At 73.1% G+C, this 25216-nt stretch carries 29 protein-coding genes; 20 read left to right on the top strand and 9 right to left on the bottom strand.

Annotated elements, in window-relative coordinates; all coding sequences use genetic code 11:
• Window positions 1-35 precede the first annotated feature (35 nt).
• Both fabG and AB0N29_RS02020 read left to right on the top strand, forming a co-directional pair.
• Window positions 36-803, top strand: coding sequence for a 3-oxoacyl-ACP reductase FabG (gene fabG / locus AB0N29_RS02015; RefSeq protein WP_364863710.1), 768 nt, complete (start codon window positions 36-38; stop codon window positions 801-803).
• Window positions 804-952: 149 nt separating this feature from the next.
• On the top strand, window positions 953-1966 hold the full coding sequence (locus AB0N29_RS02020) for a DUF3048 domain-containing protein (protein ID WP_364863712.1): 1014 nt from the start codon (window positions 953-955) through the stop codon (window positions 1964-1966).
• Here the strand turns inward: AB0N29_RS02020 and AB0N29_RS02025 are convergent.
• On the bottom strand, window positions 1956-2699 hold the full coding sequence (locus AB0N29_RS02025) for a TetR/AcrR family transcriptional regulator (RefSeq protein WP_302270195.1): 744 nt from the start codon (window positions 2697-2699) through the stop codon (window positions 1956-1958). The genes AB0N29_RS02020 and AB0N29_RS02025 overlap by 11 nt on opposite strands.
• A gap of 131 nt (window positions 2700-2830) precedes the next feature.
• Between AB0N29_RS02025 and AB0N29_RS02030 the strand changes: the two genes are divergently transcribed.
• From AB0N29_RS02030 to AB0N29_RS02050, 5 genes are all read left to right on the top strand, one after another.
• Window positions 2831-3397, top strand: a complete 567-nt coding sequence (locus AB0N29_RS02030) for a hypothetical protein (protein ID WP_302270197.1) — start codon at window positions 2831-2833, stop codon at window positions 3395-3397.
• 55 nt (window positions 3398-3452) lie between these two features.
• Window positions 3453-4010 carry a YqgE/AlgH family protein gene (locus AB0N29_RS02035; protein ID WP_364863715.1) on the top strand — a complete coding sequence of 186 codons (558 nt, stop codon included), beginning with the start codon at window positions 3453-3455 and terminating at the stop codon, window positions 4008-4010.
• 80 nt (window positions 4011-4090) lie between these two features.
• The gene (locus tag AB0N29_RS02040) at window positions 4091-4360 is read left to right on the top strand and encodes a DUF3039 domain-containing protein (protein WP_302270200.1); all 270 of its coding nucleotides are present in this window, start codon (window positions 4091-4093) and stop codon (window positions 4358-4360) included.
• A gap of 71 nt (window positions 4361-4431) precedes the next feature.
• A complete protein-coding gene (locus AB0N29_RS02045; protein WP_302271592.1) occupies window positions 4432-6192 on the top strand; it encodes a DEAD/DEAH box helicase in 1761 nt (586 codons plus the stop codon).
• A gap of 233 nt (window positions 6193-6425) precedes the next feature.
• Complete coding sequence (locus AB0N29_RS02050; protein WP_364863717.1) at window positions 6426-7073, top strand: helix-turn-helix domain-containing protein; 648 nt, start codon at window positions 6426-6428, stop codon at window positions 7071-7073.
• Between the two features lie 10 nt (window positions 7074-7083).
• Here AB0N29_RS02050 and AB0N29_RS02055 read toward each other — a convergent pair whose 3' ends face one another.
• Window positions 7084-7593 (bottom strand): Lrp/AsnC family transcriptional regulator, encoded by a 510-nt coding sequence (locus AB0N29_RS02055; RefSeq protein WP_364863719.1) that lies wholly within the window; start codon window positions 7591-7593, stop codon window positions 7084-7086.
• Between the two features lie 83 nt (window positions 7594-7676).
• On the opposite strand from AB0N29_RS02055, the gene hppD reads away from it, so the two are divergent.
• The gene (gene hppD / locus AB0N29_RS02060; RefSeq protein ID WP_364863721.1) at window positions 7677-8903 is read left to right on the top strand and encodes a 4-hydroxyphenylpyruvate dioxygenase; all 1227 of its coding nucleotides are present in this window, start codon (window positions 7677-7679) and stop codon (window positions 8901-8903) included.
• 34 nt (window positions 8904-8937) lie between these two features.
• Here the strand turns inward: hppD and AB0N29_RS02065 are convergent, their stop codons facing one another.
• Together AB0N29_RS02065 and AB0N29_RS02070 are read right to left on the bottom strand one after the other, a co-directional pair.
• Window positions 8938-10170, bottom strand: coding sequence for an MFS transporter (locus tag AB0N29_RS02065; protein WP_364863723.1), 1233 nt, complete (start codon window positions 10168-10170; stop codon window positions 8938-8940).
• On the bottom strand, window positions 10167-10625 hold the full coding sequence (locus AB0N29_RS02070; RefSeq protein WP_364863725.1) for a MarR family winged helix-turn-helix transcriptional regulator: 459 nt from the start codon (window positions 10623-10625) through the stop codon (window positions 10167-10169). The genes AB0N29_RS02065 and AB0N29_RS02070 overlap by 4 nt, the downstream gene beginning before the upstream one ends.
• A gap of 83 nt (window positions 10626-10708) precedes the next feature.
• Between AB0N29_RS02070 and AB0N29_RS02075 the strand changes: the two genes are divergently transcribed.
• Window positions 10709-11236: a DUF1697 domain-containing protein gene (locus AB0N29_RS02075; protein WP_302270208.1), complete on the top strand. Its 528-nt coding sequence runs from the start codon at window positions 10709-10711 to the stop codon at window positions 11234-11236.
• Between the two features lie 109 nt (window positions 11237-11345).
• On the top strand, window positions 11346-13196 hold the full coding sequence (locus AB0N29_RS02080) for a 5'-nucleotidase C-terminal domain-containing protein (protein WP_364863728.1): 1851 nt from the start codon (window positions 11346-11348) through the stop codon (window positions 13194-13196).
• A gap of 157 nt (window positions 13197-13353) precedes the next feature.
• On the opposite strand, the gene AB0N29_RS02085 is transcribed toward AB0N29_RS02080, so the two are convergent.
• The 3 genes from AB0N29_RS02085 to AB0N29_RS02095 are packed head-to-tail and all read right to left on the bottom strand — an operon-like array spanning window position 13354 to window position 15973.
• Window positions 13354-14136, bottom strand: a complete 783-nt coding sequence (locus tag AB0N29_RS02085) for an enoyl-CoA hydratase-related protein (RefSeq protein WP_364863730.1) — start codon at window positions 14134-14136, stop codon at window positions 13354-13356.
• Complete coding sequence (locus tag AB0N29_RS02090; RefSeq protein ID WP_364863732.1) at window positions 14120-14695, bottom strand: isochorismatase family protein; 576 nt, start codon at window positions 14693-14695, stop codon at window positions 14120-14122. The genes AB0N29_RS02085 and AB0N29_RS02090 overlap by 17 nt, the downstream gene beginning before the upstream one ends.
• A gap of 36 nt (window positions 14696-14731) precedes the next feature.
• Window positions 14732-15973, bottom strand: coding sequence for a nicotinate phosphoribosyltransferase (locus tag AB0N29_RS02095; RefSeq protein ID WP_364865423.1), 1242 nt, complete (start codon window positions 15971-15973; stop codon window positions 14732-14734).
• Between the two features lie 134 nt (window positions 15974-16107).
• On the opposite strand from AB0N29_RS02095, the gene clpS reads away from it, so the two are divergent.
• Genes clpS through AB0N29_RS02110 form a run of 3 tightly spaced genes read left to right on the top strand, consistent with a single transcriptional unit; the run spans window position 16108 to window position 17494 of the window.
• Window positions 16108-16404, top strand: a complete 297-nt coding sequence (clpS, locus tag AB0N29_RS02100) for an ATP-dependent Clp protease adapter ClpS (RefSeq protein ID WP_364863734.1) — start codon at window positions 16108-16110, stop codon at window positions 16402-16404.
• Entirely contained in the window at window positions 16401-16991 is a 591-nt protein-coding gene (locus AB0N29_RS02105) for a DUF2017 domain-containing protein (RefSeq protein WP_302270215.1), read from the top strand. Before clpS ends, AB0N29_RS02105 begins: the two co-directional genes overlap by 4 nt.
• A gap of 35 nt (window positions 16992-17026) precedes the next feature.
• On the top strand, window positions 17027-17494 hold the full coding sequence (locus AB0N29_RS02110; protein ID WP_364863736.1) for an NUDIX domain-containing protein: 468 nt from the start codon (window positions 17027-17029) through the stop codon (window positions 17492-17494).
• A 48-nt stretch (window positions 17495-17542) separates the two neighbouring features.
• Here AB0N29_RS02110 and gdhA read toward each other — a convergent pair whose 3' ends face one another.
• On the bottom strand, window positions 17543-18880 hold the full coding sequence (gdhA, locus tag AB0N29_RS02115) for an NADP-specific glutamate dehydrogenase (protein WP_364865425.1): 1338 nt from the start codon (window positions 18878-18880) through the stop codon (window positions 17543-17545).
• Between the two features lie 94 nt (window positions 18881-18974).
• On the opposite strand from gdhA, the gene AB0N29_RS02120 reads away from it, so the two are divergent.
• The 5 genes from AB0N29_RS02120 to AB0N29_RS02140 all read left to right on the top strand — a co-directional run bounded on the left by AB0N29_RS02120 (window position 18975) and on the right by AB0N29_RS02140 (window position 22436).
• Window positions 18975-19403: a M67 family metallopeptidase gene (locus AB0N29_RS02120; RefSeq protein ID WP_364863738.1), complete on the top strand. Its 429-nt coding sequence runs from the start codon at window positions 18975-18977 to the stop codon at window positions 19401-19403.
• A 65-nt stretch (window positions 19404-19468) separates the two neighbouring features.
• Entirely contained in the window at window positions 19469-19744 is a 276-nt protein-coding gene (locus AB0N29_RS02125; protein ID WP_302270220.1) for a MoaD/ThiS family protein, read from the top strand.
• Between the two features lie 11 nt (window positions 19745-19755).
• Window positions 19756-20328, top strand: coding sequence for an NYN domain-containing protein (locus AB0N29_RS02130; protein ID WP_364863740.1), 573 nt, complete (start codon window positions 19756-19758; stop codon window positions 20326-20328).
• A gap of 51 nt (window positions 20329-20379) precedes the next feature.
• A complete protein-coding gene (locus AB0N29_RS02135; RefSeq protein ID WP_302270223.1) occupies window positions 20380-21327 on the top strand; it encodes a cysteine synthase in 948 nt (315 codons plus the stop codon).
• A complete protein-coding gene (locus tag AB0N29_RS02140; RefSeq protein ID WP_364863743.1) occupies window positions 21318-22436 on the top strand; it encodes a DUF3152 domain-containing protein in 1119 nt (372 codons plus the stop codon). The genes AB0N29_RS02135 and AB0N29_RS02140 overlap by 10 nt, the downstream gene beginning before the upstream one ends.
• Before the next feature lie 36 nt (window positions 22437-22472).
• On the opposite strand, the gene AB0N29_RS02145 is transcribed toward AB0N29_RS02140, so the two are convergent.
• A complete protein-coding gene (locus AB0N29_RS02145; protein WP_364863745.1) occupies window positions 22473-23489 on the bottom strand; it encodes an alkaline phosphatase family protein in 1017 nt (338 codons plus the stop codon).
• A gap of 120 nt (window positions 23490-23609) precedes the next feature.
• Here AB0N29_RS02145 and murI point away from each other — a divergent pair, with 120 nt between their 5' ends.
• Both murI and AB0N29_RS02155 read left to right on the top strand, forming a co-directional pair.
• Window positions 23610-24434: a glutamate racemase gene (murI, locus tag AB0N29_RS02150; RefSeq protein ID WP_302270227.1), complete on the top strand. Its 825-nt coding sequence runs from the start codon at window positions 23610-23612 to the stop codon at window positions 24432-24434.
• A complete protein-coding gene (locus AB0N29_RS02155; protein ID WP_364863747.1) occupies window positions 24431-25204 on the top strand; it encodes an MBL fold metallo-hydrolase in 774 nt (257 codons plus the stop codon). Before murI ends, AB0N29_RS02155 begins: the two co-directional genes overlap by 4 nt.
• The last annotated feature ends 12 nt before the right edge of the window (window positions 25205-25216 follow it).

Here is a 25216-nt window from a genome sequence, read left to right on the forward strand (position 1 = left end):
GCCGTCCACGCCACCGAGGAGCAGGAGTGCAGATCATGGGTCGATTCGACGGGCGGGTCGCCGTCGTCACCGGAGCGGCGCGCGGGATCGGGTTCGGCACCGCCACCCGGTTCGCCGAGGAGGGCGCGTCGGTCGCGATCATCGACCTCGACGAGTCGGCTGCCGCGGACGCGGCCGGGCGGCTGCCGGTCACCGGTGGCGCGAAGGCGGTCGGGATCGGCGCGGACGTGGCCGACGCGGCCTCGGTCGACGCCGCGGTCGAGCGGGTCGTGGCCGAGCTCGGCGGGATCCACGTGCTGGTCAACAATGCCGGGATCACGCGCGACAACCTGCTGTTCAAGATGACCGAGACCGACTGGGACCTGGTCCTGGGGGTGCACCTGAAGGGTGCGTTCCTGATGACCAAGGCGGCCCAGAAGCACTTCGTGGAGCAGAAGTACGGGAAGATCGTGAACCTCTCCAGCGTCTCGGCGCTGGGCAACCGGGGGCAGGCGAACTACTCGGCGGCGAAGATGGGCGTGCAGGGCTTCACCCGCACGCTGGGCATCGAGCTGGGCCCGTTCGGGATCAACGCCAACGCGGTCGCGCCGGGCTTCATCGCCACCGAGATGACCGACGCCACCGCTGCGCGGTTGAAGATGGACGTGGAGGAGTTCCGCAAGCTCAACGCGGAGGCCAACCCGGTGCGCCGGGTGGGCTACCCCGAGGACATCGCGGCCGCGGTCGCGTTCCTGGCCAGCGACGAGGCCTCCTACATCACCGGCCAGACGCTGTACGTCGACGGCGGCGCCAAGCTCGGCTGAGACCTCCGGGGAGGGGCCGGCTCCGTCGGCCCCTCCCTGTGGCGCGCCTGCGCGCCAGCGGCTGCGTGCCGTCGCACACTGGACGCGACGCCTCGAAGTCGATCGAACCTGTAGTCATTCACCCGTCACCACCTGCATTGGAGCCCGCCGTGCGCCGCACCCGGACCCGCGCCCTCGTCGCCACCCTCGCCACCTCCGCCCTCCTCCTGACCGCCTGCGGCGGGGGCGACGAGGGCTCCGGCGAGGGCGGCGCCGACCCGCAGAGCACGAGCGCCGGCTCGACGCTCGCCTCGACCTGGCCGCTCACCGGCCTGCCGGTCAAGGGCGACGACTCCGCGAGCCAGGACCACCCCGTGCTGGTGCTGAAGATGGACAACACCTCCTCCAGCGCACCCCAGGTCGGCCTCGGCTCCGCGGACCTGGTCGTCGAGGAGCTCGTCGAGGGCGGGATGACCCGGCTCGCGGCCTTCTTCTACTCCCGCATCCCCAGCGACGCCGGCCCGGTCCGGTCGATGCGGGCCAGCGACATCGGCATCGTCAGCCCGGTCGACGCCGCGATGGTGACCAGCGGCGCGGCGCCGATCACGATCAAGCGGATCAACGGCGCCGGCATCAAGTTCTTCGGTGAGGGCGCGAAGGGCTTCTACCGCGCGAGCGGCCGCAGCGCGCCGTACAACCTGTTCACCGACATGGCCGAGACCGCGACCCTGACCAAGGGCGGGGACCGTCCCGCGGACTACCTCTCCTGGGGCGAGGCGAAGGACCTGCCGAAGGGCAAGCCGGCGACCTCGCTGGCGGCCAGCTTCGGCGGCAGCCACACCACGACCTGGTCCTTCCGCGACGGGGGCTACGTCAACGAGGGGACCTACGCCGCCGAGGGCGACGAGTTCCCCGCCGACACCGTGCTGGTGCTCCGGGTGGAGGTCGGCGACGCCGGCTACCGCGACCCCGCGGGCAACCCGGTCCCCGAGACCAAGCTCGAGGGCAAGGGCGAGGCGCTGCTCTTCCACGACGGCCGCGTCGTGCGGGGCACCTGGTCCAAGGACGCCCTCGACGCCCCGATCGAGCTCTCCACCAAGCAGGGCGAGCTCAAGGTCCCGGCGGGCCACACCTGGGTCGAGCTGGTCCCGCGCGAGGCGGGGAACGTCAGCTTCAGCCGCTGACCGGGCGGCCGGCGGCGTCCCCGCCGGCCGCGTCCGTGGCGCCCGGCAGCGGGACGCCCGCGGTCGCGAGGGCCTGGAAGCCCTGGAGGATGAAGGCGATCGCGGTCTCCACGCGCTCGGCGGCGGCGATCGGGTCGTCGGCGCTGGAGACCGACTCCCCGGCCGAGGACATCGCGCCGAAGAAGATTCGCGCGAACGTCTGGAGCATGTCCTCCTCGAGCTCCCAGGTACCGGCGCTGAGCACCGACCGGACGATCTCGAGGACGTTGGCGAACGTCGAGCGCTCCTCCTGCTCGCGGAAGCGCTCGTAGCCGAGGACCGACGGGCCCTCCTGGATGACGATCCGGCGGTAGCGCGGCTCCTGCACCACCGCGAGGAACGCCTGCAGGCCGGCCAGCGCCTTGTCCCACGGGTCCTTCTGCCCGCGCAGCGCCTTCTGGATCGCCCGGGAGGCGTCGGCCTCCACCCGCTCGAAGACGGCCTCGAACAGCGCCTGCTTGCCGCTGAAGTGGTGGTAGAGCGCGCCTTTGGTCACCTGCGCGCCGGCCACGATCGTGTCGAGCGACGCCGCGGCGTACCCGTGGTCGGTGAAGAGCTCCTCGGCCACGTCGACCAGCGCCCGCTTGGTGGAGGCGGAGTACTGCTGGCGGCGGCTGCCGCCGGTGACGCCCGGCACGGCCGGGACCTTCGGCACCTTCGGCACCAGCTTGGAGACGCTCGGCTTCGGTGGCATCCCGGCAGTTTAGGCACCCGGCGGCGCCGCGGGTGGCCGGGATCACCCGCTGCGTCGTTGCATACCGCGAGTATGGCTCCGTACTGTGGGTACGTACTCACGGTATGTGAGGCCCTTCGAAGGAGCAGACCATGACCTGGACTTCCTTTCACCACCGCGGAGAGATCCTGCGCTCCGTCATCCGCACCGCCGACCAGCGCCGCGACGGCCTCCTCCCGATGGGCGTCACCGGCGTCCGCGAGACCATCGGCGACGAGCTGTCGCTGTACGGCGCCCTGTCGCTGCGGTGGCACACCCGGCTCGCCGGGCGCATCGAGCGCGAGCTGCTGGACCAGCCGATGGACCTCGAGGGTGCGGTCATCAGCGCCTGGCGCACGCTCGCCGACGAGATGCCCGGGGTCCGCGCAATCCTCGACCACTACCGCGAGCACCCCGTCGACGAGGCGATGGCTGCGGCCATCGCCAAGGCGACCCACAAGGAGCACGTCCTGCTCGCGGTCATGGCCGGCCGGGGGAGCGCGCACGACGGCCGCAGCGCCGCCCGTGCGGCCGCGGCCGGCGCGCGGATCGAGCAGCGGGCCCGCACCCTCAGCGCCGCTATCGCCGCCGCCCGGGGCGCGGACGGCGCCGGTCGCTTCGGCGCCCGTCCCTCGCTGCGGCACCGCCTGGGCCGGCTCAAGGCCGCGCTGGCGGCCTGAGGCCCGGTGCGCCCGGGGCATCGCTGGCTCGCCCGCGGTGCGCCATAGTGGAGTGGTGAGCGAGCTGCGCGCGGGGAACCTGCTGGTGGCCACCCCTGCGCTGCTCGACCCGAACTTCGCGGAGTCCGTCGTCCTGCTGCTCGACGTCGACGCCGGTGGGGCGCTCGGCGTCGTGGTCAACCGCCCCTCGCCCGTCCCGGTCTCGGAGGTGCTGGGGAGCTGGGGCGAGGTGGTGGCCGAGCCCGAGGTCCTCTTCCAGGGCGGTCCGGTCGGCCCCGAGGGGGCGCTGGCGGTCGCGCTCCTGCGCGACGCCGAGGACGCCCCGGTCGGCTTCCGCGAGGTCGAGGGGCGGCTCGGCCTGCTCGACCTGGACACGCCGATGGAGCTCATCGACGGCACGCTCGTCGGCCTGCGCATCTTCGCCGGGTACGCCGGCTGGGGATCCGGCCAGCTCGAGGCCGAGATCGAGGAGGGCAGCTGGTACGTCGTGCCGGGGGAGCCCCGGGACGCGTTCCGGCTCGACCCCACCGGGCTCTGGCGCGACGTGCTGCGCCGCCAGCCCGGCGAGATGGCGTGGCACTCCACGCGACCGGTCGACCCCGACCTCAACTAGACCTCTGTCCCCGCCCCTGTCCACGCCGTGGGCATCCCGCGGCTGCCTCGTCCACGTCGTTCCTGACGTAGGCTGGCCCCGTGAGCCAGATCGGATTCGGGACCGGCACCGCCGTCGACGAGCGGGTCCGGGAGGACCAGCGCACCGTCCCCACCGACGACGGTGACCACGAGCGGTTCTCCCACTACGTGGAGAAGGACAAGCTCACCGAGGCGATGGTCATGGGCACCCCCGTCGTCGCACTCTGCGGGAAGGTGTGGGTGCCCAGCCGCGCCCCGGAGAAGTTCCCGGTCTGCCCCGACTGCAAGGAAGCCTGGGAGAGCATGCGCGACGACTCGGACGACGAGTGACCGGACGGCACGACCGCCCGACCGACCGCTCCAGCACCCAGCAGACCGAGGACCTCACCCTCACGCCGGCCCTGAGCCCGGCGTGGCCCGAGCGCGCCGCCTGGGGCACCGCGCCGTCGCTGCGCGCCTGGCAGCAGGCGGCGATGACGAAGTACTTCGCCGAGCAGCCGCGCGACTTCCTCGCGGTCGCGACGCCGGGCGCGGGCAAGACGACGTTCGCGCTGTCGGTGGCCTCCGAGCTCCTCGGCCGGCGCATCGTGGACCGGATCATCGTCGTCGCGCCCACCGAGCACCTGAAGCTGCAGTGGGCCGAGGCCGCCGCCCGTGCGGGCATCCCGATCGACCCGACGTACGCCGCGGGCAAGGGCAAGACCTCCGGTGACTTCGTCGGTGTCGCGGTCACCTACGCCGGTGTCGCGGTCAACCCGCTGGCGATGCGGATCCGCGCCGAGCGGTTCAAGACGCTGGTCATCCTCGACGAGGTCCACCACGCCGGCGACGCGCTGTCGTGGGGCGAGGGCGTGCGCGAGGCATTCGAGCCCGCCGCGCGGCGCCTGGCGCTGACCGGCACGCCGTTCCGCTCCGACATCAACCCGATCCCGTTCGTCACCTACGCGCCGGGGGCCGACGGCGTCCCGCGCTCGGTGGCGGACTACACCTACGGCTACGCCCACGCGCTGGCCGACCACGTCGTGCGGCCGGTGCTGTTCATGGCGTACTCCGGCGAGATGCAGTGGCGCACGCGCGCCGGCGACGAGATCTCCGCCCGGCTCGGGGAGCCGCTGACCAAGGACCTCACCAACCAGGCGCTGCGCACGGCGCTGGACCCGAACGGGTCGTGGATGCCGTCGGTGCTGGCCGCGGCGGACAAGCGGCTCTCGGAGGTACGTCGCCACGTGCCCGACGCCGGCGGCCTGGTGATCGCCACCGACCAGGACAGCGCCCGGGCCTACGCCAAGCTGCTCAAGCAGATCACCGGCGAGTCGCCGGTCGTCGTGCTCTCCGACGAGAAGCTGGCCTCGAAGAAGATCTCGGCGTTCACCGACAGCGACGACCGCTGGATGGTCGCGGTCCGCATGGTCTCCGAGGGCGTCGACGTCCCCCGCCTGGCGGTCGGCGTCTACGCGACCACGACGTCGACGCCGCTGTTCTTCGCCCAGGCCGTGGGCCGCTTCGTGCGGGCCCGGGCCCGGGGCGAGACGGCCTCGGTCTTCCTGCCCTCGGCGCCGTCGCTGCTCGGCTTCGCCTCCGAGATGGAGGTCGAGCGCGACCACGTGCTCGGCCGCAAGGTCACCGACGAGGGCGACATCTTCGCCGCCGAGGACGAGCTGCTGGCCCGGGCCAACGAGAGCGAGTCGGCGTCCGCGGAGCTGGAGATGTCCTTCGAGGCGCTCGGCTCGGAGGCACGCTTCGACCGCGTCCTCTTCGACGGCGGCGAGTGGGGTCACGCCGGCGAGGTGCAGGTCGGCTCGGAGGAGGAGATGGACTTCCTCGGCATCCCGGGCCTGCTCGAGCCCGACCAGATGCGCGAGCTGCTGCGCCAGCGGCAGAGCGACCGCGCGCGCAAGCAGAAGGCGGTCGCCACCCCGGCCGAGGCCGCCGGCGACTCCGTCGCGCAGCTGAGCACGCACGAGCAGCTCGCCGTGCTCCGCCGCGAGCTCAACGGCCTGGTCGCCGCCTGGCACCACCGCACCGGCCAGGCCCACGGCATCACCCACGCGGCCCTGCGCAAGGAGTGCGGCGGCCCGGCGGCCGCCGTCGCGAACGCCGAGCAGCTCCACGCCCGGATCGACCGGCTCCGCGAGTGGGCGGCGACGCGGAAGTCTTCCTGAGGCTCGCGTCTGCTGGGGTAGTCCGGCACGGGTGCGCCCTTCGTCGGGGTAGTTCGGCACGTCTGCGTCCTTCGCCGGGTAGTCCGGCACGGGTGCGCCCTTCGGCCGACCTCCAAGGGCGCGCACGTGGCGGACTACCCCGCCGAGCTCACCAAGGGCTCGTGCGTGCCGGACTACCCCGCCAAGGGCCCAGGAGACGCACCGACCCGGCCGAGGGTCCCTAGGCTGGCCCTGTGCCGGCCGAGACCTCCCAGACGCTCGACCGCGGGCTGCGCCTGCTCGGCCTGCTCGCCGGTGCGCCCGACGGGCTGACCGTCACCGAGGTCGCCGGCCGGCTGGAGGTGCCGCGCACCGTGGCGTACCGGCTGGTCAGCACGCTCGAGCAGCACGCCCTGGTCCGCCGGGACGGGCGGGGCCGGCTGCACGTCGGTCTCGGCGTCCTGCACCTGGCCTCGGCGGTGCAGCCGGTGCTGCGCGACCTGGCCGCGCCGGTGCTGCGCTCGCTCGCCGAGGCCGTCGGCTGCACCGCCCACCTGACCGTCGCCGAGGGCGAGGAGGCGCTGGCCCTGGCCGTGGTCGAGCCGTCCTGGACCGACTTCCACGTGGGGTACCGCGTCGGCTCCCGCCACCCCCTCGGCCAGGGCGCCGCCGGCCGGGCGATCCTGCTCGGGCGCGACCGCGACCCCGAGCGGCCCTCGTGGTGCGCGACGTCGGGCGAGCTGCAGGCGGGCGCCCGCGGGCTCGCCGCGCCGGTGCTCGGCGTCGACGGCCTCGCCGCCAGCATCGGCATCGTGACCCTCGGTGACCTCGACGCCGACCGGGTCGGCCCGCGGGTCGTCGCCGCCGCCGGTGAGGTGGCGGAGCGGCTGCGGCTGGAGTGAGGCGGAAGCTTCAGCGGCCGGCCGCTGGACCTGACGACCGCCCGGCCGCCATCGCGAGCGGCAACGTGCGGTACGGCACCTGGGTGGCCAGCGCGATGGTGGTCGAGCAGCGGACGACCGCGTCGGAGGCGACCACGGCGTCGATGACCCGTTGCAGGTCGGTGTTGGAGCGGGCGACGACCCGAACCAGCAGGTCGCCCGCGCCGGTGGTGGTGTGCGCCTCGAGCACCTCCGGGATCGTCGCGAGGTGCGCGGCGACGGCGTCGTGGCCACCGTGCTCGGCCCCGGAGCCCGACGCCGCCTGGCGGATCTCCAGGCTCAGGAACGCCGTCACCGGGTGCCCCAGGGCCGCCGGGTCCAGCTCGGGCCCCCATCCCGTGACGACCCCGCGCGCCTCCAACCGGTCGAGCCGGGCCTGGACGGTCCCGCGCGCGACGCCGAGCCGCCGCGACGCCTCCAGGACGCCGACCCGCGGCTCGTCGTGCAGCAGGGCGAGCAACCTGCCGTCCAGCTCGTCCATCGCGGTCCTCCCGGTTGAGCAGGTTGTCCACCCTGTCGGGCAACGATTGCACACTGTGCGTGACCTGGCCCACGCTGCGACCCATGACGACCACGCAGGACACCCCGACCACGGGCGGTGCGCTCACCGCTGACGAGCTCAAGGCCGACCTCACCCTCGAGCAGCTCCGCGAGCTGGTCGGCCTGGTGGAGTACGACGCCAGCCGCGACCCGTTCCCGGTGACCGCGATGGACGCGGTCGGGTTCGTCGTCGGCAACGCCACCCAGGCGGCGGCCTGGTACCAGCTCGCGCTCGGGATGGACCTCGAGGCGTACCGGGGTCCGGAGACCGGGTGCCGGGACAGCAAGTCCTACGTGCTGCGCTCCGGCAGCGCGCGCTTCGTGCTCACCGGCGGCGTCACGCCCGACAGCGCCGTGCTCGACCACCACCGGCGCCACGGCGACGGCGTCGTCGACCTCGCGCTCGAGGTCCCCGACGTCGACGCCTGCATCGAGCACGCCCGGTCCGTGGGCGCCACGGTGCTGGTCGAGCCGCACGACGAGACCGACGAGCACGGCACCGTCCGGCTGGCCGCGATCGCGACGTACGGCGAGACCCGCCACACGCTGGTCGACCGCTCCCGCTACTCCGGTCCCTACCTCCCCGGGTACGTCGCGCGCACCTCGACCCTGGTGCGGCCCGAGGGGCACCCGAAGCGGCTGTTCCAGGCCGTCGACCACTGCGTCGGCAACGTCGAGCTCGGGCGGATGGACGAGTGGGTGGACTTCTACCACCGGGTGATGGGCTTCGCGAACATGGCCGAGTTCATCGGCGACGACATCGCCACCGACTACTCGGCGCTGATGTCGAAGGTCGTCGCCAGCGGCAACCACCGGGTCAAGTTCCCGCTCAACGAGCCTGCCGTCGCGCGCAAGAAGTCGCAGATCGACGAGTACCTCGAGTTCTACGAGGGCGCCGGCTGCCAGCACATCGCGCTCGCGACCAACGACATCCTGCGCACCGTCGACGTCATGCGCGCCCAGGGCGTCGAGTTCCTCGACACCCCCGACTCCTACTACGACGACCCCGCGCTCCGGGCCCGGATCGGCGAGGTGCGGGTGCCCATCGAGGAGCTCAAGGCGCGGCGGGTCCTGGTCGACCGCGACGAGGACGGCTACCTGCTGCAGATCTTCACCAAGCCGGTCGGCGACCGCCCGACGGTGTTCTACGAGCTCATCGAGCGGCACGGCTCGCTGGGCTTCGGCAAGGGCAACTTCAAGGCGCTCTTCGAGGCCATCGAGCGCGAGCAGGAGGCCCGCGGGAACCTCTGACCCGCTCACCCCCACCCGGCGAGCGCCTGCGAGGTCAGCCCAGGTCGCCGACCAGCTCGGCCTCGGCCTCCGCCGGCGTGTGCGGGGCCGGGGCGTGCCCGGCCAGGGCGCGGCGCACGGTCGGCGTGCCGGCGAGCGCGATGACCACGCCGACGGCCACGGCGGCCGCCCCGAACCAGAACGGCGCGTGCACGTCGACGTGCTCGCCGAGCTTCAGCGCGACGTAGGGACCGACGGCGCCACCGGTGAACCGCAGGAAGGAGTACGCCGCGGAGGCGATCGGGCGCTCGACCGGGGCGGCGCCCATGACGGCCTCGGTGACCAGCGTGTTGGTCACGCCGAGGAACGCGCCGGCGACGACGATGCCGGTCGCGACGACCGGCTCGTGCTCGGCCAGCACCGCCATGGCGGCGAGGTCGGCGGCGAACAGCGCGAGCACGGCGACCAGCGTCGGCATCGTCCCGAACAGCCGCTGCAGCCACGGGGCCGCCACCACGGAGGTGAAGGCCAGCAGCAGGCCCCAGCCGAAGAACGTCCACCCGATGGCCATGATGTCGAACGTCGGCAGGGCGAACGGGCCGGCGGCCATCAGCGTGAAGAACCCGAGGTTGTAGCAGATCGCGACGAGCCCGATGAGCAGCAGTGCCGGGTGCTTGAGCGCGCGGAACGGGTCCAGCAGCGAGGTGCGCCGGCCCTGCGGGGGCGTGGTGGGCAGGAAGACCGCGGTGGCGACCAGCGCGATCGTCATGAGCACCGAGACGCCGAAGAACGGGCCGCGCCAGGACTGCTCGCCGAGCAGGCCGCCCACGAGCGGTCCGGAGGCGATGCCGAGGCCGAGGGCGGCCTCGAAGAGGATGATCGCCTGCGCGACCGAGCCCTTGGAGGAGCTCACGATGGTGGCCAGCGCCGTGGCCACGAAGAGCGCGTTGCCCAGGCCCCAGCCGGCACGGAAGCCGATGACCGCGCCGACGCTGTCGGAGGTGCCGGCGAGCCCGGCGAAGACGATGATCAGGACGAGCCCGGCCAGCAGCGTGCGCTTGGGGCCGATCCGGCTGGAGACCACGCCGGTGACGAGCATCGCGATGCCCATCACCGCCATGTAGCTGGTGAACAGCAAGGAGACCTGGCTGGGCGTCGCCTCGAGCTGGGCGGCGATCTCCTTGAGGATCGGGTCGACGAGCCCGATGCCCATGAACGCGATGACGCAGGCGAACGCGACGGCCCACACCGCGCGTGGCTGCTTGAGGATCGAGGGTGAGGTGCTCAACGAGCAGCTCCTTCCGAGGACGGTGGTTCTAGGGGGGACTCGACGAGGTCGCGGAGCACGGCGACGGCCGTGGCGACGTCCTCGGGGGTGCGGTGGGGGAGGGCGGCGAGCCGGGCGGCCACGGCCTCCCCGTGGGTACGGCGGATTCGGGCCAGCTCGTCGCGCCCGGCGGCGGTGAGGGTGACGACGCTCCCGCGGGCGTCGTCGGGGTTCGGCTGCTTGTCGACCCACCCGCGCTCGGCGGCCGCGGCGACGGCGGCCGACATCGTGGGCTGTGAGCACCGGTCCAGGGCGGCCAGCCGGCTCACGCCCAGCGGCCCGTGCTCGTCGAGGATCGAGAGCAGCCGCACCGCTGCGGGCAGGTCGACCATGCGGCGTACGGCGCGGACGAGGCGGGCGGCATGGACGACGAGGTCGCTCGCCAGCTCCAGGTCGGCGTCGGTGATCCTGTCCACTCGCTCCACTTTACATAGGCTGCCTATGTATCACGATGCACGGCGGGGGTGATCTGCGGCACGCGGTGCGCCACGATGGGCACGTGCCGACGTACCTCGCCTTCCTGCGTGCCATCAACCTCGGGGCCAGGCGCAAGTTCCCGAAGGGCGAGATCGTCGCGGCCGTCGAGGGGCTCGGCTGGACCGACGTGCGGACCCACATCAACACCGGGAACGTGCGGTTCGACTGCCCGCTGCGGTCGCGGGCGAAGGTGGAGGCGGCGCTCGAGGAGGCGTTCCACGAGCGGGCCGGGTTCGAGGTGCCGACCATCGTGCTCACGCCCGCGGAGCTGCGGGCGGTGGCCGAGCACGCGGCGTCGTTCGACCACGACGGCCGCCACTACGTGTCGCTGCTCAAGGAGGAGCCGACACCCGAGACGGTGCGGCTGCTGGAGGCCGCCAGCACCGCGGAGGAGGTGGTGAGGGTGGGTGGCCGGGGGGTGCACCTGATGCTGGGTGAGAACTACCACGAGGCCCGGCTGACCAACGCGACCGTGGAGCGCCACCTCGGCGTCGCCACCAACCGCAACCGGACCGTGGTGGACGCGCTCGTGGCGAAGTGGTGCTCCTGAGGTTCACCGGATCGTGATGCGTCCGGTGTCGAGAACGTCGGCGCAGTGGGATAGAACACTGCTCGCCCGGAATCCCGAGCCCCCCACACGAACCACACTCGGAGCACACATGAGCCAGCCCGTCCCCTCGCGCCGCGCCGTCCTCACCGGGACCGCCGCCCTGGCCGCCGCGGGGTACGCCGCGCCCGCCGTCGCCGCGGACGACCGCCTCCCGGCCGGTGCCGCCCGCAAGGGCAAGCGCGTCACCGTCTCGGTCCTCGGCACCACCGACCTGCACGGCAACGTCTTCAACTGGGACTACTTCAAGGACGCCGAGTTCGACAACGCCACCAAGGACGACATCGGCGTCGCCAAGGTCGCCACGGTGATCAAGGCGGCCCGCAAGGAGCTGCGGTCGAAGGGCCCGGTGCTCACCCTCGACGCCGGCGACACCCTGCAGGGCACGCCCCTGGCCTACTACTACGCGCGGGTCGAGCCGATCGGCGGGGCCGTCGTGCACCCGATGGCGCGCGCGATGAACCTCGTCGGCTACGACGCGGCCGCGCTCGGCAACCACGAGTTCAACTACGGCATCGACCTGCTGCGCACCTTCGAGGAGCAGGTGAGCTTCCCGCTGCTCGCCGCCAACGCGGTCGACCCCGCGACCAAGCGGCCGGTCTTCGAGCCCTACGTCATCAAGACCTACAAGGTCGGCCGCGGCCGCAAGGTGAAGGTCGGCGTGCTGGGCCTGACCAACCCCGGCATCGCGATCTGGGACAAGACCAACGTCGAGGGCCGGATGGAGTTCCCCGGCCTGGTGGAGCAGGCGCGGAAGTTCGTGCCGGAGATGAAGCGCAAGGGCTGCGACCTCGTCGTCGTCGCGGCGCACTCCGGCGCCGACACGTCCTCGTCGTACGGCGACGCGCTGCCGTTCCCGGAGAACGCCGCGTCCCTGGTGGCCGAGGAGGTCCCGGGCATCGACGCGATCCTGGTCGGCCACGCGCACAAGGAGATCGCGCAGCGGTTCGTGCGCAACAAGAGGACCGGCCGCCAGGTCGTGCTGTGCGAGCCGCTCTACTGGGGCATGCGCGTGGCCGTCATGGACTTCACCCTCCAGGAGGTCTACGGCAAGAACGGCAAGCAGAAGTGGGTGCTGGTCTCCTCCGGCTCCCAGGTGCTCAACTCCAACACCGTCGCCGAGGACCCGAAGGTCGCCGCGGCCGTGCGCCGGCAGCACGACACGGTCGTCGACTACGTCAACTCCGTCGTCGGCACCTCGGCCGTCGAGCTCCTCGGCGCCCGCGGCGTCGTCGAGGACGTCCCGATCATCGACTTCGTCCAGCACGTCCAGGGCGAGGCCGTGAAGGCCGGCCTGTCCGGCGCCGACGCGGCGCTGCCGGTGCTCTCGATCGCCGCGCCGTTCAGCCGCACCGCCCGCTTCCCGGAGGGCGAGATCACGATCCGAGACGTGGCCGGGCTCTACGTCTTCGACAACACGCTGCTCGGCGTGCGGATCACCGGCAAGCAGCTGCGCGAGTACCTCGAGTTCTCGGCCCGCTACTTCAAGCAGGTCACCGGCAGCGGCCCCTTCACGATCGCCGACCTGACCAACGCGGTCACCGCGTCCGCCCCGAACGGCACGCCGGACTACAACTACGACGCCGTCGCCGGCCTCGACGCGCCGCTGACCTACGCCATCGACGTCTCCAAGCCGGCCGGGTCGCGGATCACCGACCTCGCCTACGACGGGAAGCCGGTGACCGACGACCAGCAGTTCGCGCTGGCGGTGAACAACTACCGCCAGTCCGGCGGCGGCGGCTTCCCGCACGTCTCGACCGCGCCGGTGATCTACAACCAGCAGAACGAGATCCGTCAGCTGCTCATCGACTGGGTCGTCGAGCACGGCACGATCGACCCCGAGGAGTTCGCCTCGGTCGACTGGCAGCTGGTCTCCGGCGGCAAGCCGATCACGATCAGCTGACGGCGGCTGCTCCGGGCGGCCCGGGGGGGGTCGGGCTGCCCGGAATCGGCCATGTGACGCGACGTTCGCCGCTCTGTAGGCACGCTGCAGCGTGCCTACAGAGCGGGGAACAGCGCGTTGCAGCAGCGAACAGCGCGTTACATGCCCGGCGGCCGGCTCACTCGCCGCGGAACACCGGCGGCCGGCGCTCGGCGAAGGCCATGACGCCCTCGACGACGTCGGCGGTGCGCAGGAGCAGCGACTGTCCGGACCGCTCCCGCTCGAGGGCCGGGTCGAGCTGGGTGAGGGTGGCTGCGTTGACGGCCCGCTTGCTGGCGGCCAGCGCCAGGGGCGGGCCGGCGGCGAGCCGCGCGGCCAGGTCGGCCACCACGTCGGCGAACGACTCGTCGGGCGCCAGGTGGCTGACCAGCCCGGCGTCGTACGCCTCCCGGGCGCCGAGCGGCTCGGCGAGCAGGGCCATCCGCATCGCGCGGGCCCGGCCCACGGCCGCCGCGACGGTGGCGGACGCCCCGCCGTCGACCATCAGCCCGACCTTGGCGAAGGGCAGCAGGAACGACGCCGACTCGGCCGCGACGACCAGGTCGCACGCCAGCGCCGCGGAGCAGCTGACGCCGGCGGCGACGCCGTTGACCGCCGCGACGACCGGCTTGTCGCAGGTGGTGATGGCCCGGATCCAGCGGTTCGCGGTGTCCATCGAGGTGTCGTCGATCGTGTAGCGCCCGGAGATGTCCGCCCCGGTGCTGAACGCCCGGCCGGTGCCGGTGAGGACCACGACCCGCACGTCGTCGCGGGCGGTGGCCCGCTCGAGCTCGGCGGCCATCAGCACCGGCATGTCCGGGGTCAGCGCGTTGAGCGCCTGCGGCCGGTCCATGGTCAGCCGCAGCACCCCGTCGGTGAGCTCGACGCGGACCTCCGGAGCCGGCTCAGGCAACGTCGACACCGGCCTCGCGCAGCTCGGCCAGCGCGGCCTCGGTCGTGGCGGGCGCGACGCCGGCGCACAGGTCGAGCAGCACCCGCGTGGCGAAGCCGGCGGCCGCCGCGTCCAGGGCGGTCGCGCGCACGCAGTGGTCGGTCGCGATCCCGCAGACGTCGACCTCGGTGATCCCGCGCGCGCGGAGCCAGTCGGTCAGGGTCGAGCCGTCCTCGGCGAGCCCCTCGAAGCCGGAGTACGCCGCCGCGTGCTCCCCCTTGCGGAAGACCGCCTCGAACGGTGCGGGGTCGAGCTCGGGGTGGAAGTCCTCGCCGGTCGTCCCGACCTCGCAGTGCCGCGGCCAGGAGTGCACGAAGTCCGGGTCGTTCGACCAGTGGTCGCCGGGGTCGCGGTGGTGGTCCTTGGTCGCCACCACGTGCGCCCAGTCGGAGGCGCTCGGCCCACCGTCGGCCCGGCGCCGGAGCACCGCGGTCACGTCGCGGGCGACCTGCGCCCCGCCGGTCACGGGCAGCGATCCGCCCTCGCAGAAGTCGTTCTGGACGTCGACGACGACGAGCGCTCGAGTCATGCGGCGAGGCTAGTGCAGGCGCGGGGGCGCGCTCGCTCAGTCCAGCCGGACCGTCGGGATGACCGGCTCGCCGCGCGACATCTGCTGCGCGGCGAGGGGCAGCTCGGCGCGCGAGCGCAGGTGGCGGTCGCGGGCGGCCTCGAGCGGCTCGCGCCCGACCACCTCGCCGGCGCGCACCAGCGGCACGAGCAGCTCGCGGTCGTCGCCGTCGTCGTCGGGCACCCGGCCGGTCCCGACGACCTCGGCCTCGGCGGTGCCGTCGGCGCGACGGCGGCGCAGGGCGTACTTGCGGCCGCCGTAGGACACCTTGTCGGCGCTCCGCTTCGCCACCGGCACCATGGACCCGTCGTCGGCCTCGCGGGCGACGAGCTTGTAGACGAAGCCGCTGGTCGGGTGGCCCGAGCCGGTCACCAGCTGCGTGCCGACGCCGTACCCGTCGACCGGCGCCGCGGCGAGCGCCGCGATGGCGTACTCGTCGAGGTCGCTGGTCACGATGATCCGCGTGCCGGTCGCACCGAGGGAGTCCAGCTGGTCGCGGACCTGCTGGGCCAGCGAGCCGAGGTCGCCGGAGTCCAGGCGCACCGCGCCGAGGTCGGTGCCGGCGACCTCGACGCCCACCCGCACGGCCTCGGCGATGTCGTAGGTGTCGACCAGCAGCGTGGTGCCGGTGCCGAGCGAGGCGACCTGCGCGCGGAACGCATCGGCCTCGGTGTCGTGGAGCAGGGTGAAGCTGTGCGCCGAGGTGCCCGAGGTGGGCACGCCGTACCGCTGCCGGGCGGCGAGGTTCGAGGTCCCCGAGAAGCCCGCGACGTACGCCGCCCGCGCGGCCGCGACGGCCGCCTCCTCGTGGGTGCGCCGGGAGCCCATCTCCAGGCAGGGGCGCTCGCAGGAGACCATCGTCATCCGCGAGGCCGCCGACGCGATCGCGGAGTCGTGGTTGTAGATCGAGAGCAGCACCGTCTCCAGCAGCACCGCCTCGGCGAAGGTCGACTCCACCACCACCAGCGGCGAGTGCGGGAAGTACACCTCGCCCTCGGGGTAGCCCCAGACGTCCCCGGAGAAGCGGTACGACGCCAGCCACTCCCGCGTCGGCTCGTCGACGACGTCCTCGAGCACGGCCAGCGCCTGCTCGTCGAAGCGGAAGGACTCGATGGCGTCGAGCGCCCGGCCCACGCCGGCCACCACGCCGTACCTGCGGCCGTCGGGCAGGCGCCGCGGGAACAGCTCGAAGACCGAGCGGCGCTCGGCGGTCCCGGCGGCCAGCGCGGCCTGCAGCATGGTGAGCTCGTAGTGGTCGGTGAGCAGCGCCGTGGACGGCGCCGTGGACAGCACCGTGGACGCCGACGGCGCGGTCGAGGGTGAGGTGGTCACGGGAGAAGAGTGCCCACTTCCCGCTGTGACACCATGGCGGGGTGTCCGCCGCCAGTCCCGTCGAGGTCGAGCCGACCATCACTCCCGACGAGCTCACCTTCCTCTCCAAGCCCTGGGTGACCATCGTCTGGAACGACCCGGTCAACCTGATGTCGTACGTCACCTACGTGTTCCAGAAGTACTTCGGGTACGACAAGAAGAAGGCCGAGAAGCTGATGATGGAGGTCCACGAGGACGGCAAGTCCGTCGTCAGCCACGGGACCCGCGAGGAGATGGAGCGCGACGTGCAGGCGATGCACGAGTACGGCCTCTGGGCGACGATGGAGCGCGCCGAGTGAGCGGCTTCGCACGCCACCGACGCAGCGGGCGGGTCATCGCCAACTTCACCGGCTTCGAGGCCGACCTGCTGCGCTCGCTGGCCTCCCAGGTCGTCGAGCTGCTCCGCAACGAGGCGGCGGTGCCGAGCGAGACCCAGGACCCGTTCGAGGCCCTGATGGACTTCACCGGCCCCACCACCGAGCCGGACGACCCGGTGCTCGCGCGGCTCTTCCCGACGGCGTACCGCGACGACGCCGAGGCCGCCTCGGAGTTCCGGCGCTACACCGAGGGGGCGCTGCGCGATGGGAAGGCCCGCGCGGCCGCCACGATCATCGACGGCCTCGAGGAGGCCGGGCTGCCCGCGGAGCTGACCGAGGACGGCCTGATGATCGACGTCGAGCTCGACGAGCCGACCGCCGAGACCTGGATGCGGTCCTTCACCGACATCCGGCTCGCGCTGGCGACCCGTCTCGGCGTGGAGGACGGCGACGAGGAGTACTGGTACGCCCTCCCCGACGACGACCCCCGCGGCCAGGCCCACGACATCTACGAGTGGGTCGGCTACCTGCAGGAGACGCTCGTCGAGTCGCTGACCGCGCGTCGCTGAGGACCGGCCGCCCGGCGGGTGGGACACTCGGCGGCGTGCCGATCCCGCCCTTCGTCGCCGAGCTCCGCGAGCTCATCGGCACCCGGGAGCTGTGGCTGCCCGGCGTGACCGCCGTCGTGCGTCGTGGGGACGAGATCCTGCTGACCGAGCGGGTCGACAACGGCCGCTGGGCTCCCGTGACCGGCATCGTCGACCCCGGCGAGGAGCCGGCCGTCGCCGCCCGCCGCGAGGCGCTCGAGGAGGCCGGTGTCGAGATCTCGGTCGACCGGCTCGCGGCCGTCAGCGCCAGCCCGCGGATCACCCACCCCAACGGCGACCGGGGCGTCTACCTCGACCTGACCTTCGCCTGCTCCTGGGTCGCGGGGGAGCCGCACGCGGCCGACGACGAGAACACCGACGTGCGCTGGTGGCCGGTCGCGGACCTGCCGCCCATGCAGGACTGGATGCTCGCCCGGATCGAGGCCGGGCTGTCCGACGAGGTCGCCGCCCGGTTCATCGCCTGACCCGGCGCCGGGTCTCCGGCGCCGGGCGGCGCGCACCCGCCAGACGACTCAGACGACCCCGAGCGACAGCATCGCGTCGGCGACCTGGAGGAACGAGGAGATGTTGGCGCCGGCGACGTAGTTGCCGGGGGTGCCGTACTCGTCGGCCGCGGTCGCGCAGCGCTCGTGGACGCCGACCATGATGTCGCGCAGCCGCTCCTCGGTGTGGGCGAAGGACCAGGAGTCGCGCGAGGCGTTCTGCTGCATCTCCAGGGCGCTGGTGGCGACACCGCCGGCGTTGGCGGCCTTGCCCGGCGCGAAGAGCACGCCGCGCTCCTGGAACACGCGGGTCGCCTCGGGCGTGCACGGCATGTTGGCGCCCTCGGCGACGACGAGCACGCCGTTGTCGACCAGCACCTGGGCGGCGTCGGCGTCGAGCTCGTTCTGCGTGGCGCAGGGGAGGGCGACCTCGCACGGCACGTCCCACACGCGGCCGTCGGCGACGAACGTCGCGCCGGGGCGCTGGTCGGCGTACGCCGAGAGCCGGGCCCGGTCGACCTCCTTGACCTGCCGCAGCAGGGCGATGTCGAGGCCGGCCTCGTCGACGACGTACCCCGAGGAGTCCGAGCAGGCGACGACCTGCGCACCGAGCTCGGCGGCCTTCTGCGCGGCGTAGATCGCGACGTTGCCCGACCCCGAGACCACGACCCGCCGGCCCGAGAGCGACCGGTCGGAGGTGCGCAGCATCTCCTCGGTGAAGAACACCGTGCCGTAGCCGGTGGCCTCGGTGCGGACCTGCGAGCCGCCGTACGCCAGTCCCTTGCCGGTGAGCACGCCGGACTCGTAGCGGTTGGTGATCCGCTTGTACTGCCCGAACAGGTAGCCGATCTCGCGGCCGCCGACGCCGATGTCGCCGGCGGGGACGTCGGTGTACTCCCCGAGGTGGCGGTAGAGCTCGGTCATCAGGGACTGGCAGAAGCGCATGACCTCGGCGTCGCTGCGGCCCTTGGGGTCGAAGTCCGACCCGCCCTTGCCGCCGCCGATGGGCATGCCGGTCAGCGCGTTCTTGAAGATCTGCTCGAAGCCGAGGAACTTCACGATCCCGAGGTAGACCGACGGGTGGAACCGCAGGCCGCCCTTGTAGGGGCCGAGCGCGGAGTTGAACTCGACGCGGAAGGCGCGGTTGATCTGCACGCGGCCCCGGTCGTCGGTCCACGGCACCCGGAAGATCAGCTGGCGCTCGGGCTCGCAGAGCCGCTCGATGACGGCCTCGTCGACGTAGTGCTGGTGCTTGCGCACGACCGGTCCGAGCGACTCGAGCACCTCGAGCACCGCCTGGTGGAACTCGCGCTCGCCGGGGTTGCGGGCGAGCACCGTCTCGTAGTGCGGCTGCAGCAGCGGGTCCAGGGTGTCCATGGACCGAGCCTAGGCAGCGGCTCGGTCTGGTCCGGAGACCGGGCGGGGTGTCCGTCATGCGGGACGCCTCGCCTAGGCTCGTGACGTGCTCACCATCGACCAGGCGACGTACGACGCCATCGTCCGGCACGCGAAGCGCGACCACCCCGACGAGGCGTGCGGCATCGTGGCCGGCCCCGAGGGCAGCGACCGCCCCGAGCGGCTCGTCGAGATGGTCAACGCGGCGGGGAGCCCGACCTTCTACGAGTTCGACTCCACCGAGCTGCTCGAGCTGTACAAGCAGATGTGGGACAACGACGAGGAGCCGGTCGTGATCTACCACTCCCACACCGCGACCGAGGCCTACCCCAGCCGCACCGACATCGGCCTGGCCAGCGAGCCCGGCGCCCACTACGTGCTCGTCAGCACCCGGGAGCACGGGAATAACGAGGGCCCGGTGGAGTTCAGGTCCTACAGGATCGTCGCCGGCGCGGTGACCGAGGAAGGGGTCACCGTGGTCGCCGCGCTGCCCTGACCGACGCCCCGGCCCCACCCTGATCGCACCTATCGACAACCCCGTCACGAGGAGTCCGACGAACCATGGCCATCGAGGTCCGAATCCCGACCATCCTGCGCACCTACACCGACGGCGAGAAGGCCGTGACCGGTGACGGCGCCAGCCTGAGCGCGCTGATCGACGACCTGGAGGCGAACCACCCCGGCCTCAAGGACCGCCTCATCGACAACGGCGACCTGCGCCGGTTCGTCAACGTCTACATCAACGACGAGGACGTCCGCTTCATCGGCGGCCTCGAGGCCCCGCTCAGCGACGGCGACCAGGTCGTCGTGCTGCCCGCCGTCGCCGGCGGCTGCTGAGCGCGGACGACATGGCCGCGCAGGGAGACCGCCGCACGTTCGTCCTCGTCGACGGCGAGAACATCGACGCGACGCTCGGCAACTCCCTGCTCGGCCGACGGCCGCTCCCCGAGGAGCGGCCCCGCTGGGAGCGGGTGACGGCGTACGCCGAGCAGCTGTGGGGCCAGCCGGTCACCGGCCTGTTCTTCCTCAACGCCTCCAGCGGCCAGCTGCCCAGCAGCTTCGTGCAGGCGCTCCTGGCGATGGACTACCGGCCGGTCCCACTGGCCGGCCGCACCGACGAGAAGGTCGTCGACATCGGCATCCAGCGCACGCTGGACGCGCTGCTGCAGCGCGCCGACGACGTGCTGCTGGTCAGCCACGACGCCGACTTCGCCGAGCACCTCAACCGGCTGCTCGACGAGAGCGCCTACAAGCGCCGCGTCGGCCTCGTCGCCCTGCGCGAGTACGCCAGCGCCCAGTTCGACACCCTCGGCATCCGCGTCCACGACCTCGAGGACGACGTGCGGGCGTTCAACGTCCCGCTGCCCCGCGTGCGGATCATCCCCCTGGACGAGTTCGACCCCGAGCGCTTCCTGCGCTGACGCCCGCGCCGCGGGGGAGCGACCCGACGACCGGAAAGGCATGCTGCACCCATGCGCTACGACAACCTCCTCGCCTCGGTCGGCGGCACCCCGCTGGTCGGGCTGCCCCGCCTCTCGCCCTCCCCGGAGGTGCGGCTGTGGGCGAAGCTGGAGGACCGCAACCCGACCGGCTCGATCAAGGACCGCCCGGCACTGCGGATGATCGAGCAGGCCGAGGCCGACGGACTGCTCCGCCCGGGCTGCACCATCCTCGAGCCGACGTCGGGCAACACCGGCATCTCGCTGGCGATGGCGGCCAAGCTCAAGGGCTACCGGATCGTCTGCGTGATGCCGGAGAACACCTCCGAGGAGCGCCGCCAGCTGCTGCGGATGTGGGGCGCGGAGATCATCTCCTCACCGGCCGCCGGCGGGTCCAACGAGGCCGTCCGCGTCGCCAAGCGGGTCGCCGACGAGCACCCGGACTGGGTGATGCTCTACCAGTACGGCAACGCCGCCAACGCGCTCGCCCACGAGGAGGGGACAGGCCCCGAGCTGCTGGCCGACCTCCCCGGCATCACCCACTTCGTGGCCGGCCTCGGCACCACGGGCACGCTGATGGGGGTCAGCCGGTTCTTCCGCCGGGCCAAGCCCGACGTGCGGATCGTGGCGGCCGAGCCACGGTACGGCGAGCTCGTCTACGGGCTGCGCAACCTCGACGAGGGGTTCGTGCCCGAGCTGTACGACGCCGACCTGATCGACTCCCGGTTCTCCGTCGGCCCGCGCGACGCGGTGCGCCGCGTGCGGGAGCTGCTCGAGCTCGAGGGCATCTTCGCCGGCATCTCGACCGGTGCGATCCTGCACGCCGCGCTCGGCCAGGCCGCCAAGGCGGTCAAGGCCGGCGAGAGCGCCGACATCGCCTTCGTCGTGTGCGACGGCGGCTGGAAGTACCTCTCTACCGGCGCCTACGAGGGCACCGTCGACGAGGCCGAGGACCGCCTCGAGGGCCAGCTGTGGGCCTGACCCGGCTCCTGCTCGCGGTGCTCCTCGGCGCCGCGCTGCTGGTCGCGACGCCCGGGGCCGCCGGAGCGCAGCCGGTGCCGACGCAGCCGCCGCTGGTCAAGGGCGAGCCGGTGTACGGCGAGCGGCTCGTCGCCGGGGCGGGCACCTGGGACACCGGTGCCGGCTCCGGCTCCGAGGAGCTGACCCTCACCTACCAGTGGCTGCGTGCCGGCGAGGCCGTACCGGGCGCCACCGGCCGCACGCTCCGGCTCGGGCTCGACGACCTCGGCCGCCGCATCAGCGTCGCCGTCACCGCCACGGACCCGGCCGGGGAGAGCGCCACCGCGGTCTCCGCGCCCACCGCCCGGGTCGAGCGGGCCGACTTCGACGTGCGGGCGAGGCCGCGGGTCGCGGGCGTCGCCCGCTTCGGGCGCAGCGTCGCGCTGCGCGCCGGCGACGTCCGGCCCGCGCCGACGCGCACGCGCACCCGGTGGACCGTCGCCGGCGAGCCCGTCGCCGGCGAGCGCGGCCGGGCCTACCGCGTCCGGCCCGGTGACGTCGGCCGGCGGCTGCGGGGAGTGGTGACCCTCCGCGCGCCGGGCCATCGCACGACGGTCCTGCGCACCGCCGCGCGGCGGGTCGAGCACCGCGTCGACGTGCGCCGCACGGTCACCTACTCGGTGCAGACCCGCGGCCGGATCACCACCAGCCTCGCGACGTTCCGCCGCCAGGCGCAGGAGACCTACCTCGACGCCCGCGGCTGGCGCGGCGGGGGAGTCCGCTTCGTGCCGGTCCGGCGCGGTGGCTCGTTCACGCTCGTGCTCGCGGCGGCCGCGGAGGTGCCGCGGTTCAGCCCGGTCTGCAGCGCCACGTGGAGCTGCCGGGTGGGTCGCTACGTGGTGATCAACCAGGAGCGGTGGAAGCACGCCTCACCGGCCTGGAACGCCGCCCGCGGAGCCCTGCGCGACTACCGCCACATGGTCGTGAACCACGAGACCGGCCACTGGCTGGGCCGCGGCCACGCCTCGTGCGGCGGCCCGGGCCAGCTCGCCCCGGTCATGCAGCAGCAGTCCAAGGGGCTCGGCGGGTGCCGGTTCAACCCGTGGCCCACCCTCGGCGAGCTGCGCTGACCGAGTCGGCCCGGTCGCTCGATCGTCCGAGTCGGCTCAGTCGGCGGTGACGTCGAGCGGGTCGGTCCGGCCGAACGCGCTGCCCGGCACCGGGTCGAGCCCGAGCAGGCCGGTCACCACGTTGGCCAGGTCGCCGTTGCGGACCGGCTGCTTCCCGGCGTACGACGTGCGCGTGCGGCCGGGTGCCCTGCGGTCGGCGTTGAGCGCGTACAGGTCGGCCGGCTCGATGCCGGGCCCCCAGACCAGGAACGGCACCCGGTAGTTGGCGTACCGCGTCGCGTCGAAGTGGTCGCGGCCCTTGCCGCCGTGATCGGCGGTGAGAACGACGGTCAGCTCCCTCCGCAGCTCCTCGTCGGCCTCGACGGCCCGCAGGAGCTTGCCGAGCAGCCGGTCGGTGCGGGCGACGGCGTCGAGGTAGGGCTGGGACATGAAGCCGTTCGCGTGACCGGCGACGTCCGGTGTGGCGAGGTGGAGGAAGGTCAGTGCGCGGTCCTGGTGCAGCAGGTCGCGCCGGGCCGCCTTGACCAGCGCGAGCGGGTCCTCGTCGTAGGTCAGCGCGTCCACGCCCTGCGGCCAGGAGCGCTCGAAGAGCGTGAACTTCTCCTTCCCGGTGAAGACCGCCGACTCCCCGCCGCCGGCGTGCACGACGCTGAAGACCGAGGCGACGGCGTGGCCGGCGGCTCGCTGGACGGTCGTGCCGGGCCGGTGGGTGTTCCAGGTGACGCCGTGGCCGCCGCGCGCCCGGTCGACGCGCCGCCCGGTGACCATGCCGGTGTGGTTGGGCAGCGTCAGCGTCAGCTCCCGCTCGGTCCGGGCCGCCGTCGTCGCCGCGCCCTCGGCGAGCAGGCGGTGCAGCACCGGGGTGCGGGCCCTGCCGAGCCGGTTCAGCGCGGCGGGGTTCAACCCGTCGACGGAGACCGCCAGCACGCGGCCGTCCGGGGCGACGGCGCGCTCGGCCGGCTCCGCGCGCTCGGCCGGAGCCGGGGGCGCGGAGGTGCAGGAGAGGGACAGCAGGCCCGTGACGAGGGCGGCTACGAGGGAGGTCCGGCGCACCGGACCACGCTAACCCCGCCTCCGGCCCCGGTGTGACGTGCGCCGGGTTCCGGCGTGACGCTGCTCAAGAGTCCGTGCCTTCGGGGGTGGTTGCGCCTAACGTTGCGTCTCGTGCCGCTCGTGTCCAGTCCCGCAGCCGTCGGGGACCTCGACGCCCCCATCGGCATCTTCGACTCCGGCTTCGGCGGGCTGACGGTGGCACGGTCGGTCATCGACCAGCTGCCCCACGAGTCCATCGCCTACGTCGGCGACACCGCTCGCCAGCCGTACGGCCCCAAGCCGATCGGCGAGGTCCGGGAGTACGCCCTGGAGTGCCTCGACCACCTCGTCGAGCAGGGGGTCAAGGCGCTGGTGATCGCGTGCAACTCCGCCAGCGCCGCGATGCTGCGCGACGCCCGCGAGCGGTACGACGTGCCGGTCGTCGAAGTGATCTACCCCGCCACGCGGCGTGCGGTGGCCGCCAGCCGCACCGGGCGGATCGGCGTGATCTGCACCCGTGCGACCGCCGAGTCGATGGCGTACGACGACGCCTTCGCCGCGGCGCCCCAGGTCGAGCTCCTCACCCGGGCCTGCCCCCGCTTCGTCGACTTCGTCGAGGCCGGCGTGACCGGCGGCCCGGAGCTGATCGAGGCCGCGCACGAGTACCTCGACCCGCTGATCGAGGCGCGCGTCGACACGCTGATCCTCGGCTGCACGCACTACCCCCTGCTGACCGGTGTCATCTCCTACGTGATGGGCGACGCCGTCACCCTGGTCAGCAGTGCCGAGGAGTGTGCGAAGGACGTGTACAAGATGCTGACCGCCACCGGCCTGATGCGCGGCTCCGGGGAGCCGGCGTACTCCTTCGTCACCACGGGCTCGCCCGCCGAGTTCGAGACGATCGGCCGGCGGTTCCTCGGCCCCGAGATGGTCGCGGCCGGCCAGTTCGCCGGGGGCCTGCGGTGAGGCTCACGGTCGTCGGGTGCTCGGGGTCCTACCCGGGCCCGACGTCCCCCGCCAGCTGCTACCTGCTCGAGGCCGAGCACGACGACGGCACCGGTCCGCGCACCTGGCGCGTGCTGGTCGACCTCGGCAGCGGGGCGCTCGGACCGTTGCAGGCGGTCGTGGACCCGCTGAGCATCGACGCGGTGCTGCTCAGCCACCTGCACGCCGACCACTGCCTCGACCTGTGCGGCTACCACGTGCTGCGGCGCTACCACCCAGACGGTGCGCAGCCGCGGATCCCGGTTTACGGCCCCGAGGGGACCGCGGACCGGATGGCCCGGGCCTACGACCTGCCGCTCGAGACGGGCATGCACGAGGAGTTCGACTTCCGGGTGTGGGACGGCCCGGTCCGGGTGGGGCCGTTCGCGGTCGACCCGGTGCCGGTCGACCACCCGGTCCCGGCGTTCGGGCTGCGGATCGAGGCGGACGGCGCGGTGCTGGCCTACAGCGGCGACACCGGCCCGTGCACCGGCCTGGACCGCGTCGCGACCGACGCCGACCTCTTCCTCGCCGAGGCGTCGTTCGAGGAGGGCGTCGACAACCCGCCGAACCTGCACCTCACCGGCGCCGAGTGCGGCGACACCGCCACCCGCGCGGCCGCGCGCCGGCTGGTGCTGACCCACGTGCCGCCGTGGCACGACCCGGCCGTCGTGCTGGCCGAGGCGACCGCGACGTACGACGGTCCCGTCGAGCTCGCCCGCCCCGGCTCGGTCTACGAGCTCGGCTCCTGACGCCCCGCGCCG

The sequence above is a fragment of the Nocardioides sp. NPDC092400 genome (genome assembly GCF_040684155.1).
In the GTDB taxonomy this organism is placed as follows: domain Bacteria; phylum Actinomycetota; class Actinomycetes; order Propionibacteriales; family Nocardioidaceae; genus Nocardioides.

Excerpts from the sequence above, each read along its gene's own strand:
- fabG (WP_364863710.1), top strand. The coding sequence starts at position 36 with ATGGGTCGATTCGACGGGCGGGTCGCCGTCGTCACCGGAGCGGCGCGC.
- AB0N29_RS02025 (WP_302270195.1), bottom strand. The coding sequence starts at position 2,699 with ATGCCACCGAAGCCGAGCGTCTCCAAGCTGGTGCCGAAGGTGCCGAAG.
- AB0N29_RS02030 (WP_302270197.1), top strand. The coding sequence starts at position 2,831 with ATGACCTGGACTTCCTTTCACCACCGCGGAGAGATCCTGCGCTCCGTC.
- AB0N29_RS02055 (WP_364863719.1), bottom strand. The coding sequence starts at position 7,593 with ATGGACGAGCTGGACGGCAGGTTGCTCGCCCTGCTGCACGACGAGCCG.
- hppD (WP_364863721.1), top strand. The coding sequence starts at position 7,677 with ATGACGACCACGCAGGACACCCCGACCACGGGCGGTGCGCTCACCGCT.
- AB0N29_RS02080 (WP_364863728.1), top strand. The coding sequence starts at position 11,346 with ATGAGCCAGCCCGTCCCCTCGCGCCGCGCCGTCCTCACCGGGACCGCC.
- AB0N29_RS02090 (WP_364863732.1), bottom strand. The coding sequence starts at position 14,695 with ATGACTCGAGCGCTCGTCGTCGTCGACGTCCAGAACGACTTCTGCGAG.
- AB0N29_RS02095 (WP_364865423.1), bottom strand. The coding sequence starts at position 15,973 with ATGCTGCAGGCCGCGCTGGCCGCCGGGACCGCCGAGCGCCGCTCGGTC.
- AB0N29_RS02125 (WP_302270220.1), top strand. The coding sequence starts at position 19,469 with ATGGCCATCGAGGTCCGAATCCCGACCATCCTGCGCACCTACACCGAC.
- AB0N29_RS02130 (WP_364863740.1), top strand. The coding sequence starts at position 19,756 with ATGGCCGCGCAGGGAGACCGCCGCACGTTCGTCCTCGTCGACGGCGAG.
- AB0N29_RS02135 (WP_302270223.1), top strand. The coding sequence starts at position 20,380 with ATGCGCTACGACAACCTCCTCGCCTCGGTCGGCGGCACCCCGCTGGTC.